Origin of the sequence: Lelliottia sp. RWM.1 (assembly GCF_016859735.1) — a bacterium.
Taxonomy (GTDB): domain Bacteria; phylum Pseudomonadota; class Gammaproteobacteria; order Enterobacterales; family Enterobacteriaceae; genus Enterobacter.
This window is the reverse complement of the sequence record NZ_WLVC01000010.1, coordinates 62,403-75,513: the sequence shown is the minus strand read 5'-3', so window position 1 is coordinate 75,513 and position 13,111 is coordinate 62,403. Positions and strand designations below refer to the sequence as shown.

At 52.8% G+C, this 13,111-nt stretch carries 13 protein-coding genes; 11 read left to right on the top strand and 2 right to left on the bottom strand.

What is annotated here, in order from left to right:
• Positions 1-68 precede the first annotated feature (68 nt).
• The gene (gene metJ / locus GF617_RS10515) at positions 69-386 is read left to right on the top strand and encodes a met regulon transcriptional regulator MetJ (protein WP_007369220.1); all 318 of its coding nucleotides are present in this window, start codon (positions 69-71) and stop codon (positions 384-386) included.
• A gap of 48 nt (positions 387-434) precedes the next feature.
• Here the strand turns inward: metJ and rpmE are convergent, their stop codons facing one another.
• Positions 435-647: a 50S ribosomal protein L31 gene (gene rpmE / locus GF617_RS10510; protein ID WP_181621474.1), complete on the bottom strand. Its 213-nt coding sequence runs from the start codon at positions 645-647 to the stop codon at positions 435-437.
• A gap of 206 nt (positions 648-853) precedes the next feature.
• Between rpmE and priA the strand changes: the two genes are divergently transcribed.
• The 7 genes from priA (at position 854) to rraA (ending at position 8,835) form a co-directional block, all read left to right on the top strand.
• On the top strand, positions 854-3,049 hold the full coding sequence (priA, locus tag GF617_RS10505) for a primosomal protein N' (RefSeq protein ID WP_181621475.1): 2,196 nt from the start codon (positions 854-856) through the stop codon (positions 3,047-3,049).
• A gap of 131 nt (positions 3,050-3,180) precedes the next feature.
• Entirely contained in the window at positions 3,181-4,206 is a 1,026-nt protein-coding gene (cytR, locus tag GF617_RS10500; RefSeq protein ID WP_181621476.1) for a DNA-binding transcriptional regulator CytR, read from the top strand.
• A gap of 93 nt (positions 4,207-4,299) precedes the next feature.
• Entirely contained in the window at positions 4,300-5,304 is a 1,005-nt protein-coding gene (gene ftsN, locus GF617_RS10495; protein ID WP_181621477.1) for a cell division protein FtsN, read from the top strand.
• A 92-nt stretch (positions 5,305-5,396) separates the two neighbouring features.
• Positions 5,397-5,927, top strand: a complete 531-nt coding sequence (gene hslV / locus GF617_RS10490) for an ATP-dependent protease subunit HslV (protein WP_014072345.1) — start codon at positions 5,397-5,399, stop codon at positions 5,925-5,927.
• Positions 5,928-5,936: 9 nt separating this feature from the next.
• Positions 5,937-7,268: an HslU--HslV peptidase ATPase subunit gene (gene hslU / locus GF617_RS10485; protein WP_181621478.1), complete on the top strand. Its 1,332-nt coding sequence runs from the start codon at positions 5,937-5,939 to the stop codon at positions 7,266-7,268.
• 62 nt (positions 7,269-7,330) lie between these two features.
• Positions 7,331-8,257 carry a 1,4-dihydroxy-2-naphthoate polyprenyltransferase gene (gene menA / locus GF617_RS10480; protein ID WP_181623859.1) on the top strand — a complete coding sequence of 309 codons (927 nt, stop codon included), beginning with the start codon at positions 7,331-7,333 and terminating at the stop codon, positions 8,255-8,257.
• Between the two features lie 92 nt (positions 8,258-8,349).
• Positions 8,350-8,835 (top strand): ribonuclease E activity regulator RraA, encoded by a 486-nt coding sequence (gene rraA / locus GF617_RS10475; RefSeq protein ID WP_181621479.1) that lies wholly within the window; start codon positions 8,350-8,352, stop codon positions 8,833-8,835.
• A 96-nt stretch (positions 8,836-8,931) separates the two neighbouring features.
• Here the strand turns inward: rraA and zapB are convergent, their stop codons facing one another.
• Positions 8,932-9,171, bottom strand: coding sequence for a septal ring assembly protein ZapB (zapB, locus tag GF617_RS10470; RefSeq protein ID WP_181621481.1), 240 nt, complete (start codon positions 9,169-9,171; stop codon positions 8,932-8,934).
• A 398-nt stretch (positions 9,172-9,569) separates the two neighbouring features.
• Here zapB and GF617_RS10465 point away from each other — a divergent pair, with 398 nt between their 5' ends.
• The 3 genes from GF617_RS10465 (at position 9,570) to glpX (ending at position 13,065) form a co-directional block, all read left to right on the top strand.
• Entirely contained in the window at positions 9,570-10,415 is an 846-nt protein-coding gene (locus tag GF617_RS10465; RefSeq protein WP_181621482.1) for an MIP/aquaporin family protein, read from the top strand.
• Between the two features lie 21 nt (positions 10,416-10,436).
• Positions 10,437-11,945, top strand: a complete 1,509-nt coding sequence (gene glpK / locus GF617_RS10460) for a glycerol kinase GlpK (protein ID WP_203451622.1) — start codon at positions 10,437-10,439, stop codon at positions 11,943-11,945.
• A 109-nt stretch (positions 11,946-12,054) separates the two neighbouring features.
• A complete protein-coding gene (gene glpX / locus GF617_RS10455; protein ID WP_181621486.1) occupies positions 12,055-13,065 on the top strand; it encodes a class II fructose-bisphosphatase in 1,011 nt (336 codons plus the stop codon).
• The last annotated feature ends 46 nt before the right edge of the window (positions 13,066-13,111 follow it).

Genomic DNA, 13,111 nt, shown 5'->3' with positions numbered 1-13,111 from the left:
TTCAAAACCCCTGAGTACACGCGGCTTTGCACCTTTAGATTAATGACAGAGAGGATTAAAGGTATCTCATGGCTGAATGGAGCGGCGAATATATCAGCCCATACGCTGAGCACGGTAAGAAGAGTGAGCAAGTAAAGAAAATTACGGTATCCATTCCTCTGAAGGTGTTAAAGATCCTCACCGATGAACGTACGCGTCGTCAGGTGAACAACCTGCGCCACGCAACCAACAGCGAACTGCTGTGCGAAGCGTTTCTGCATGCGTTTACCGGTCAACCGTTGCCTAACGATGAAGATCTGCGCAAAGAGCGCAGTGATGAAATTCCGGAAGAGGCGAAGGTGATCATGCGTGAACTGGGTATCGACCCAGATACGTGGGAATACTGATGTGCAGATGCAAAAAAAGCGCCTTTCGGCGCTTTTTTTTCGGGGTGCTTATTTAGCGCCCGGGATGCTGAAACGCTTGTTGAAGCGGTCAACACGGCCACCGGTTGCAACATCACGCTGCTTACCAGTGTAGAACGGGTGGCACTGGCCGCACACGTCCAGGTTCAGATCGTGACCCACAGTAGAGCGGATTTGGATCGCGTTACCGCAAGAACAGTTTGCAGTAATCATTTCGTATTTCGGGTGAATATCTTTTTTCATGGGAGAACCTCAGTTAAGGCCGCGTCGCTCTTCCAGCCCTAACGCCAGACACCACGCGATGTTAATAGTATAGGCTTTGACACAGCATAAAGCGCATCAAAGGCGGCGAATCATACAGAATTTGACCACCGTATGCAAACTGATCCGCACGCCACCAGAGACTAATGTGTATACTAACGCGCCACTTTTCAAGTCAGGAAGATTCGATGCCCGTCGCCCACGTTGCCCTGCCCGTTCCGCTTCCGCGAACCTTTGACTACCTGCTGCCTGACAGCATGAATGCCAAAGCAGGCTGTCGCGTGACTGTGCCCTTTGGCAAACAGCAGCGCGTAGGGATCGTCGTGGCGGTGAGTGATAAAAGTGAACTGCCCCTCAACGAACTGAAATGTGTTGTCGACGTACTGGACAACGAACCGGTATTTTCGATGAGCGTCTGGCGGCTCCTGCTGTGGGCGGCAGATTACTACCATCACCCAATTGGCGATGTGCTCTTTCACGCGCTTCCGATTTTACTGCGTCAGGGCAAAGACGCCAGCCATGCACCAATGTGGTACTGGTTTGCCACCGAACAGGGGCAAGCGGTAGACATTAACAGCCTGAAACGTTCGCCAAAACAGCAACAGGCCCTGGCTGCACTTCGTCAGGGACGCGTATGGCGTCACCAGGTTGAAGCTCTGGACTTTAATGACGCAGCACTTCAGGCACTGCGTAAAAAAGGTCTGAGTGAACTGGCAAGCGAAGCACCGGCACTTCAGGACTGGCGCAACAGCTTTGCCGTGCCGGGTGAACGCCTGCGGCTTAACACTGAACAGGCCACCGCCGTGGGCGCAATCCATAGCGCATCGGATCATTTTTCCGCCTGGCTTCTGGCGGGAGTGACCGGTTCAGGTAAAACCGAAGTCTATCTTAGCGTTCTGGAAAATGTGCTCGCCCAGGGTAAACAAGCTCTGGTTATGGTTCCGGAAATCGGTCTGACACCGCAAACTATCGCCCGTTTTCGCGAACGCTTTAACGCGCCCGTTGAAGTACTGCACTCGGGTTTAAACGACAGCGAACGCCTCAGCGCCTGGCTCAAAGCTAAAAATGGCGAAGCGGCTATCGTGATAGGCACGCGTTCGTCGCTGTTTACGCCGTTCAAAAATCTGGGTGTCATCGTTATAGATGAAGAGCACGACAGCTCATATAAACAACAAGAAGGCTGGCGCTACCACGCACGTGATCTTGCCGTTTACCGCGCCCACAGTGAACAAATCCCGATTATCCTCGGTTCAGCCACACCAGCCCTGGAAACGCTGCACAATGTGCGCCAGCGGAAATACCACATGTTGCGCCTGACCCGCCGCGCCGGGAATGCACGCCCGGCCATTCAGCATGTGTTGGATCTGAAAGGTCAGCAGGTACAAGCCGGGCTAGCCCCTGCATTGATCGCCAGAATGCGCCAGCATTTGCAGGCGAATAACCAGGTAATTTTGTTCCTTAACCGACGCGGATTTGCACCGGCACTGCTGTGCCACGACTGTGGCTGGACAGCAGAATGCCCACGTTGCGACCATTACTATACGTTGCATCAGGCACAACGCCATTTGCGCTGCCACCACTGTGACAGCCAGCGCCCGGTTCCTCGCCAGTGTCCATCATGCGGATCAACGCATCTGGTTCCGGTCGGACTGGGTACTGAGCAACTGGAACAGTCCCTGGCGCCTTTTTTCCCCGACGTGCCAATCTCGCGTATCGACCGTGATACCACCAGCCGCAAAGGGGCACTGGAACAACAGCTGGCCGAAGTCCATCGCGGCGGAGCACGCATTCTGATTGGTACGCAGATGCTGGCAAAAGGACATCACTTCCCGGATGTTACTTTGGTGGCCCTGCTGGATGTTGATGGCGCATTATTCTCAGCCGATTTCCGTTCTGCAGAACGCTTTGCACAGCTTTATACTCAGGTCGCCGGACGTGCGGGACGAGCAGGAAAACAGGGCGAAGTGGTTCTGCAAACGCACCACCCGGAACATCCGTTGCTGCAAACCCTGTTGCATAAGGGCTATGACGAATTTGCTGAGCAGGCGCTCGCAGAACGCCAGACAATGCAACTGCCCCCCTGGACCAGCCACGTCATTATCCGCGCCGAAGATCATAACAATCAGCAAGCGCCGCTTTTTCTGCAACAGTTGCGTAATCTGCTACAAGCCAGCCCTCTGGTCGATAATCAGCTGTGGGTTTTGGGGCCAGTACCGGCACTCGCGCCAAAACGGGGTGGCCGTTTTCGCTGGCAAATTTTACTCCAGCATCCTTCCCGTATCCGTTTGCAACATATCGTCAGCGGAACGCTGGCATTGATCAATACGCTGCCAGAAGCACGCAAGGTAAAGTGGGTTCTCGACGTCGATCCGATTGAAGGCTAATGAGTGATGCGAGATGGATCGAAAAAATTTAACGAACCTCACACTTTTTATGAAAATTCTGTAACCGCTTCCATAAACTATCTGTAAAAATGAAGACGTCAGAAGTTCGGTGGTTAGGCGAGGAGAAGACGTTGAAGTCCAGGAAAGAGGTTGCGACAGCGACCATGAAAGACGTTGCCGAGAAAGCACAAGTTTCGACGGCAACCGTGTCCCGCGCATTAATGAATCCGGACAAAGTCTCCCAGGCAACCCGTAACCGGGTGGAACAGGCGGCGCTGGAAGTCGGTTATTTCCCTCAGGCTATGGGACGTAACGTGAAGCGCAATGAATCGCGAACGATTCTGGTGATTGTACCGGACATCTGCGATCCCTTTTTCAGCGAAATTATCCGTGGTATCGAAGTCACGGCGGCTGAACAAGGTTATCTGGTACTGATTGGTGATTGCGCTCACCAGAACCAGCAGGAAAAGACCTTTATCGATCTCATTATCACTAAACAGATCGACGGCATGCTGTTGCTCGGCTCTCGTCTGCCCTTTGATGCCAGCATTGAAGAACAACGCAATTTACCGCCGATGGTCATGGCCAACGAATTTGCCCCTGAACTGGAACTGCCCACCGTCCATATCGATAACCTGACGGCTGCATTTAACGCCGTAAACTATCTCCAGGAACTGGGACACAAACGTATCGGTTGTATTGCCGGGCCTGAAGAGATGCCCTTATGCCATTACCGCTTACAGGGGTATGTTCAGGCGTTGCGCCGCACCGGAGCAACCGTCAATCCGCACTATATCGCACGCGGTAATTTCACCTTCGAAGCAGGCGGACTGGCGCTGGAAAAATTGCTGGCATTACCCGAACCTCCTACCGCCGTGTTCTGCCACAGTGACGTGATGGCATTAGGAGCATTGTCCTATGCCAAACGTCGCGGACTGCGCGTACCAAAAGATTTGTCGATTATTGGTTTTGATAATATTTCATTATCGGAATTTTGCGATCCACCTCTCTCAACTGTCGCACAACCTCGCTATGACATTGGCCGTGAAGCTATGCTTTTGCTGCTGGATCAACTGCATGGTCAAACGGTTAGCAGCGGATCACGTCTGCTGGACTGCGAATTGATCGTTCGCGGTTCGACCCAGGCATTGACTTAAAGTAAATGTCTTTAGGACACCCTTATCTGGTCAAAGCCCCGCCGCTTAAGTAACATGGCGGGCTGACGAACGAATAAATACAGCGAAACGATAGTGGCACAACGAGATTATGTACGTCGCGGCCAGCCGGCACCTTCGCGACGCAAAAAGAGTAGTTCACGGAGCAAGCAACGTAGCCTGTCTGCTGTCTCACCAGCAATGGTCGCTATTGCCGCGGCTGTACTGGTGGCCTTTATTGGTGGGCTTTACTTTATCACCCATCATAAAAAAGAAGATTCTGAGGCGCTTCAGGGTAATAAAGTGGCCGGAAATGGCTTACCGCCAAAACCTGAAGAGCGCTGGCGTTATATTAAAGAGCTGGAAAGCCGACAGCCTGGCGTTCGCGCGCCGACTGAACCGTCTGCCGGTGGTGAAGTCGTGAACCCGAATCAGTTGACCGATGAGCAACGTCAGTTGCTGGCACAAATGCAGGCCGATATGCGCCAGCAACCCACGCAACTGAACGAAGTTCCGTGGAATGAACAAACGCCAGAGCAGCGCCAGCAAACGTTACAGCGTCGTCAGGCTCAGCAACAGATTCAACAGCAGCAATGGGCGCAAACCCAGCCGGTGCAGCAACCCCGTACGCAACCGCGCGTAACGGAACAGCCATACCAGCAGCCGCAACAGCAGCAAGTTCGTACAGCGCAGACCCAGCCTGTTTCGCAGCCGCCAAAAGCACAGCCGCAGAAACAAACTGCTCAGGCGCAGCCGTATCAGGATCTGTTGCAAACGCCTGCACACACCACCGCGCAGCAGCCAAAAACGCAACCTGCCGCACCGGTTACGCACGAGACAGAAGCACCGAAACAAACCGCAGAGAAAAAAGACGAACGTCGCTGGATGGTACAGTGTGGTTCGTTTAAAGGCGCTGACCAGGCAGAGACCGTACGTGCGCAATTAGCTTTCGAAGGGTTTGATTCACGCATTACCACCAATAACGGCTGGAATCGCGTCGTGATTGGTCCGGTCAAAGGCAAAGAAAATGCAGACGGCACAATATCCCGTCTGAAGATGGCAGGTCACACAAACTGCATTCGTCTCGCCTCTGGGGGTTGAAACCCCCAAAATCCCCCCCATCTATCATTCTATTCAGCCCTGAGCACTGGCTCAGGGCCCTTATTCCGAATATGTAACCAGGGGGTCTGCTCGTGACAACAATAGTAAGTGTACGCCGTAACGGCCAGGTGGTAATCGCCGGTGATGGCCAGGCCACGCTGGGTAATACCGTCATGAAAGGCAACGTGAAAAAAGTGCGTCGTCTGTATAACGACAAAGTGATCGCCGGTTTTGCGGGCGGTACAGCGGACGCCTTCACGCTGTTTGAACTGTTTGAACGTAAGCTGGAAATGCATCAGGGTCATCTGGTAAAGGCTGCCGTGGAACTGGCGAAAGACTGGCGTACCGACCGCATGCTGCGCAAGCTGGAAGCACTGCTGGCTGTGGCCGATGAGACTGCTTCGCTGATTATCACCGGTAATGGTGATGTCATTCAGCCAGAAAATGACCTGATTGCTATTGGCTCTGGTGGCCCGTACGCCCAGGCCGCAGCCCGCGCTCTGTTGGAAAACACGGACATGAACGCGCGTGATATTGCTGTGAAGGCGTTGGATATTGCAGGGGATATCTGCATCTATACCAACCACAACCACACCATCGAAGAATTGACCTCTAAAGCGTAAGGATCTCCCATGTCTGAAATGACCCCACGCGAAATTGTCAGCGAGCTGAATAAACACATTATCGGCCAGGACAACGCTAAGCGTTCTGTGGCGATCGCCCTGCGTAACCGCTGGCGTCGTATGCAGCTTGATGAAGAGCTGCGTCACGAAGTGACCCCAAAAAACATTCTGATGATTGGCCCTACCGGCGTCGGTAAAACCGAAATTGCCCGTCGTCTGGCGAAGCTGGCCAACGCGCCATTCATCAAAGTCGAAGCCACTAAGTTCACAGAAGTGGGCTATGTGGGGAAAGAAGTTGACTCCATCATCCGTGATCTGACCGACTCTGCCATCAAGATGGTGCGTGTTCAGGCTATCGAGAGAAACCGCTATCGTGCCGAAGAACTGGCCGAAGAGCGTATTCTGGACGTGTTGATCCCGCCGGCTAAAAACAACTGGGGCCAATCCGAACAGCCTCAGGAACCATCTGCTGCACGCCAGGCATTCCGCAAAAAACTGCGCGAAGGCCAGTTAGACGATAAAGAGATTGAGATCGACCTTGCCGCTGCACCGATGGGCGTTGAAATCATGGCGCCTCCGGGTATGGAAGAGATGACCAACCAGCTGCAGTCTATGTTCCAGAACCTGGGCGGCCAGAAGCAGAAACCCCGTAAGCTGAAAATCAAAGACGCGATGAAGCTGCTGATTGAAGAAGAAGCAGCGAAACTGGTGAACCCGGAAGAGCTGAAACAAGATGCTATTGATGCGGTTGAGCAACACGGCATCGTGTTTATCGACGAAATCGACAAAATCTGTAAACGCGGCAATGCATCCGGCCCGGACGTTTCCCGTGAAGGTGTACAGCGCGACCTGCTGCCACTGGTAGAAGGCTGCACCGTCTCCACTAAACACGGGATGGTCAAAACCGACCATATTCTGTTTATTGCTTCCGGCGCGTTCCAGATTGCCAGCCCGTCTGACCTGATCCCAGAGTTGCAGGGTCGTCTGCCGATTCGTGTCGAGCTTCAGGCGCTGACCACCGAAGATTTTGAACGTATTCTGACTGAACCGAATGCCTCCATCACTGTGCAATACAAAGCACTGATGGCAACTGAAGGTGTGAACATTGAGTTCACCGAAGACGGGATTAAACGCATCGCTCAGGCAGCATGGCAGGTAAATGAAACCACCGAAAACATCGGTGCTCGACGTCTGCATACCGTGTTGGAACGTCTGGTGGAAGATATCTCTTATGATGCCAGCGACCTGAGCGGTCAAAGCATTACCATTGACGCAGATTATGTGAGTAAGCATCTGGATGCGTTAGTGGCAGATGAAGATCTGAGCCGTTTTATCCTATAATCGCGGTTACTGCATTCTCATCACTGTTAATGGGGCTGAAAAGCCCCATTTTTATTGGCTAAATAACTATGACTGATATCAGCCGTACTCAGGCGTGGCTCGAAAGTCTTCGCCCTAAAACACTCCCTCTGGCATTTGCCGCGATTGTCGTAGGCTCCGCTCTCGCCTGGTGGCAAGGTTATTTCGACCCTCTGGTTGCCGGGCTGGCGCTTATCACAGCGGGCTTACTGCAAATCCTCTCGAACCTTGCCAATGACTATGGCGATGCCGTCAAAGGCAGCGACAAACCCGATCGTATTGGGCCGCTTCGTGGGATGCAAAAAGGGGTGATCACCCAGGCACAGATGAAACGCGCGCTGATTATCACCGTGGTATTAATTTGCCTCTCTGGGTTAGCACTGGTCTCGGTCGCCTGTAAAACGCCGGCTGATTTCATTGGCTTTATGGTGTTGGGTATCCTCGCCATCGTCGCGGCCATCACTTATACGGTGGGCACGCGACCCTATGGTTACATTGGTCTGGGTGATATTTCCGTATTAGTCTTTTTTGGCTGGCTAAGTGTCATGGGGAGTTGGTATTTACAGGCGCATACACTGATTCCCGCACTTTTCTTACCCGCAACGGCGTGTGGTCTTCTGGCAGCAGCCGTACTGAATATTAATAATCTGCGCGATATCGAGAGTGACCGTGAGAACGGTAAAAACACGCTGGCGGTACGTCTGGGCCCGGTAAATGCTCGCCGTTATCACGCCTGCCTGCTGACTGGCGCCCTGGTCTGTCTGGCACTGTTTAACCTGATTTCTCTGCACAGCATCTGGGGCTGGCTGTTTGTTTTGGCCGCGCCGTTACTCATTAAGCAGGCACGTTTTGTGCTGCGTGAACTTAACCCAGCGGCCATGCCTCCCATGCTGGAGCGTACAGTCAAAGGGGCATTACTGACTAACCTGTTGTTCGTAATAGGGATTATCTTAAGTCAGACGATCCGTTAACTGACAAATATCAATTAACAATTGATGATTTTGCCAACAATGCAATTCGCGCGATATACTGAAAACATTCGCAGCAACTGAACGTTAAGCCTATGAAATACGATACCTCCGAGCTTTGCGACATCTATCAGGAAGATGTCAACGTCGTAGAACCTCTGTTTTCCAACTTTGGGGGACGGTCGTCGTTTGGCGGACAAATCATCACGGTGAAATGTTTCGAGGATAATGGGTTGCTGTACGATCTCCTCGAACAAAATGGCCGTGGCCGCATTCTGCTGGTTGATGGTGGCGGCTCTGTGCGTCGTGCATTGATCGATGCAGACCTTGCCCGTCTTGCCGTGCAAAACGAGTGGGAAGGGATTGTGGTATATGGCTCAGTGCGCCAGGTGGATGACCTGGAAGAGCTGGACCTTGGTATTCAGGCCATCGCAGCCATCCCGGTTGGTGCAAGTGGTGAAGGCATCGGTGAAAGCGACGTGCGTGTCAATTTCGGCGGCGTAACTTTCTTCTCTGGCGACCACCTCTATGCCGATAATACCGGCATTATCCTTTCCGAAGATCCGCTGGATATCGAGTAACAAAGAGTTTCAACGCATTTCGCGTGAACCATAAAAAAAACCGGGTGGCGGCGACGCCTTACCCGGCTTATGTTCATCTGCATTTCCCGAAAGAAATTAGACCTCTTCCATACGTCCCAACAGCGCCTGCAGACGATCCTGCCAGCCGCTTTGCTGCTCACGCAGTTGACTGTTTTCGCGTTCAAGTTCTTCGCGACCATGCTGAGCAGACTGCACTTCCTGCGACAGCGTGTTGTTCTTCTCTTTCAGCTCTTCAATTTCCATTTGCAGCAGCGTGATGGTGTCAATAGCCTGCTGTACTTTCGATTCCAGTTTCTCAAACACTTCTAAAGACATGATCCTACCTCTCCTGAATTGCAAGGCGACGCTTTAACGTAAACGCGCATCATATATATGCCGATTGTATGAAGCCCCGCCTCCCCTGTCCAGCGGCACACCGCGTAGATCGCGGTTTGCAACACTTTTCGGCCTGGTCCTGGTGCGTTCGCACCATATACCCCTAAATTGTTAATAGATTCGTTAATGAAATGATTCAGCTCACATTCTTACTTTGATGCAAAAACGCGCTTTATGGCGCGAAAACGCTCATTTTATGACGCAGTACACACATTTTGATTTCGATATTTCTCGTTTTTGCTCGTTAACGATAAATTAACACCATGTCTACAGGACATCGTGGCTGTCACGGGCGGTCGCGCTAACAATAAACATTCATTTTTCTTCAGGATCCGATTATGAGTCAAACATCAACCTTAAAAGGCCAGTGCATCGCCGAGTTCCTTGGTACCGGGTTGTTGATTTTCTTCGGGGTAGGCTGTGTTGCTGCACTGAAAGTGGCCGGGGCCAGTTTCGGTCAGTGGGAAATCAGTATTATCTGGGGTCTGGGTGTGGCAATGGCCATTTACCTGACTGCAGGGGTTTCCGGTGCACATCTTAACCCGGCGGTGACCATCGCGTTGTGGCTGTTCGCGTGCTTCGACCGACGCAAAGTTGTACCTTACATCGTTTCACAATTTGCCGGCGCATTTTGCGCAGCAGCATTAGTTTACGGGCTTTATTACAATCTTTTCATCGACTTCGAACAGACGCATCATATGGTGCGCGGCAGTGTCGAAAGTCTTGATCTGGCAGGTATCTTCTCAACGTATCCGAACCCGCATATCAATTTTGTGCAGGCCTTCGCGGTTGAAATGGTGATTACCGCTATCCTGATGGGCGTCATTATGGCGCTGGGTGATGATGGTAACGGCATCCCACGTGGGCCACTGGCCCCGTTGTTGATTGGTCTGCTGATTGCGGTGATTGGTGCATCAATGGGCCCATTAACGGGCTTTGCGATGAACCCGGCACGTGATATTGGCCCAAAAACCTTCGCCTTCTTTGCAGGATGGGGTGACGTAGCCTTCACCGGCGGTAAAGATATTCCTTACTTCCTGGTGCCACTGTTTGGCCCAATCGTAGGGGCTGCGCTGGGTGCATTCGGCTATCGCAAATTAATTGGTCGCCACTTACCGTGCGACACCTGTGTGGAAGAGGAGAAGGACATGACTTCTGCCGCACAACCAAAAGCTTCGCTGTAATCTGACTACGGGACAAAAACCATGACCGAAAAAAAATATATCGTTGCGCTCGACCAGGGCACTACCAGCTCCCGCGCGGTCGTAATGGATCATGATGCGAATATCGTCAGCGTATCACAGCGCGAATTCGAGCAAATCTACCCGCGTCCAGGCTGGGTAGAGCACGACCCAATGGAAATCTGGGCAACGCAAAGCTCTACACTGGTAGAAGTCCTGGCGAAGGCCGATATCAGTTCAGACGAAATTGCGGCGATTGGTATTACCAACCAGCGTGAAACAACCGTTGTGTGGGAGCGTGAAACCGGTAAACCAATTTACAACGCTATCGTCTGGCAGTGCCGTCGTACCGCAGAAATCTGTGAGCAACTGAAGCGTGACGGCATGGAAGAGTATGTTCGTAGCGCAACCGGTCTGGTGGTTGACCCGTATTTTTCTGGCACAAAAGTGAAGTGGATTCTGGATCACGTGGAAGGCTCACGTGAACGTGCTAAACGCGGTGAATTGCTGTTCGGAACCGTGGACACCTGGCTTATCTGGAAGATGACCCAGGGACGCGTCCACGTTACCGATTACACCAACGCCTCGCGTACCATGCTGTTCAACATCAACACGCTCGAATGGGATGACAAAATGCTGGACGCGCTGGACATCCCGCGCGCCATACTGCCAGACGTACGTAAGTCTTCCGAAGTCTATGGTCAGACCAACATCGGGGGTAAAGGCGGCACACGTATTCCTATCTCTGGTATTGCGGGTGACCAGCAGGCGGCCCTGTTTGGCCAACTGTGCGTCAAAGAAGGCATGGCGAAAAACACCTACGGAACGGGCTGCTTTATGCTGATGAATACCGGCGAGAAAGCGGTGAAATCAGAAAACGGCTTGCTGACCACTATCGCCTGCGGTCCACGTGGTGAAGTGAACTACGCGCTGGAAGGTGCAGTATTTATGGCTGGCGCATCCATTCAGTGGCTGCGCGATGAGATGAAACTCATCAGCGATGCATTTGATTCTGAGTACTTTGCCACCAAAGTGAAGGACACCAACGGCGTGTATGTCGTGCCTGCTTTCACTGGCCTGGGCGCTCCGTACTGGGATCCGTATGCGCGTGGCGCGATTTTCGGCCTGACGCGTGGGGTGAACTCTAACCACATCATCCGCGCGACGCTGGAATCCATCGCTTATCAGACCCGCGATGTACTGGAAGCAATGCAGGCTGACTCCGGTATCCGTCTGCACGCACTGCGCGTAGATGGCGGCGCTGTCGCTAACAACTTCCTGATGCAGTTCCAGTCCGACATTCTGGGTACTCGCGTAGAACGTCCAGAAGTGCGCGAAGTTACCGCGTTAGGTGCGGCCTATCTTGCTGGCCTGGCCGTCGGCTTCTGGCAGAATCTGGATGAATTGCAGGAAAAAGCGGTTATCGAACGCGAATTCCGTCCGGGGATCGAAACTACCGAGCGAAACGTCCGCTACAGCGGCTGGAAGAAAGCGGTGAAACGCGCTCTGGCGTGGGAAGACCACGAAGAGTAATTCCCCTCACCCTCACCTTCTCCCCTTTGGGGAGAGGGTTACCCAGACCGCGCCCCTCTCCACTCTGTGATAAACTTCGTGCAATTCCTTTTGACTGCACGAGTATCAAATGAGACGTGAACTTGCTATCGAATTTTCCCGCGTAACCGAAGCCGCCGCTCTGGCTGGCTATAAATGGTTGGGCCGTGGCGATAAAAATATCGCTGACGGTGCAGCCGTCCATGCCATGCGCATTATGCTTAATCAGGTCAACATTGATGGCACGATTGTCATTGGCGAAGGCGAAATTGACGAAGCCCCCATGCTCTACATCGGTGAAAAAGTCGGGACCGGCAAAGGAGATGCCGTTGATATCGCAGTCGACCCCATCGAAGGCACGCGAATGACCGCGATGGGCCAGGCCAATGCGCTGGCGGTACTGGCTGTGGGTGATAAAGGCTGCTTTCTCAATGCGCCCGATATGTACATGGAAAAGCTGATTGTCGGCCCGGGTGCAAAAGGCGCTATTGACCTCAGCCTTCCGCTGGAAGAGAACCTGCGCAATATCGCCGCTGCACTGAATAAACCGCTTAGCGAGCTCACCGTGACCATTCTGGCGAAACCGCGCCACGATGCCACCATCGCTCAGATGCAAACGCTCGGCGTGCGCGTGTTTGCGATCCCTGATGGCGACGTTGCCGCCTCAATTCTGACCTGTATGCCAGACAGTGAAGTGGATGTGCTTTACGGCATCGGCGGTGCGCCTGAAGGCGTCGTATCTGCCGCCGTTATCCGTGCGCTGGATGGTGATATGCAGGCTCGTCTGTTGGCTCGTCATGATGTTAAAGGCGACAGCGAAGAAAACCGCCGTATTGGCGAACAAGAGCTGGCACGTTGCGAAGCAATGGGGATTGAAGCCAATAAAGTACTTTCACTGGATGAGATGGCCCGCAGTGATAACGTTATTTTCTCGGCGACCGGTATTACCAAAGGCGATCTGCTGGACGGCATTACCCGCAAGGGCAATATGGCAACAACTGAAACGCTGCTGATCCGCGGAAAATCACGCACTATCCGCCGTATTCAGTCTATCCATTATCTCGATCGCAAAGACCCTGACGTGCAGACCCACATTCTGTAAAACCGTTTGATCGATAGAGCTTTCCAGCCCAAATGGGCTGGAAATC

What these genes read in the sequence shown, in the direction of transcription:
- rpmE (WP_181621474.1), bottom strand. Translation starts at nt 647, where the DNA reads ATGAAAAAAGATATTCACCCGAAATACGAAATGATTACTGCAAACTGT.
- metJ (WP_007369220.1), top strand. Translation starts at nt 69, where the DNA reads ATGGCTGAATGGAGCGGCGAATATATCAGCCCATACGCTGAGCACGGT.
- glpX (WP_181621486.1), top strand. Translation starts at nt 12,055, where the DNA reads ATGAGACGTGAACTTGCTATCGAATTTTCCCGCGTAACCGAAGCCGCC.
- rraA (WP_181621479.1), top strand. Translation starts at nt 8,350, where the DNA reads ATGAAATACGATACCTCCGAGCTTTGCGACATCTATCAGGAAGATGTC.
- glpK (WP_203451622.1), top strand. Translation starts at nt 10,437, where the DNA reads ATGACCGAAAAAAAATATATCGTTGCGCTCGACCAGGGCACTACCAGC.
- zapB (WP_181621481.1), bottom strand. Translation starts at nt 9,171, where the DNA reads ATGTCTTTAGAAGTGTTTGAGAAACTGGAATCGAAAGTACAGCAGGCT.
- priA (WP_181621475.1), top strand. Translation starts at nt 854, where the DNA reads ATGCCCGTCGCCCACGTTGCCCTGCCCGTTCCGCTTCCGCGAACCTTT.
- hslU (WP_181621478.1), top strand. Translation starts at nt 5,937, where the DNA reads ATGTCTGAAATGACCCCACGCGAAATTGTCAGCGAGCTGAATAAACAC.
- GF617_RS10465 (WP_181621482.1), top strand. Translation starts at nt 9,570, where the DNA reads ATGAGTCAAACATCAACCTTAAAAGGCCAGTGCATCGCCGAGTTCCTT.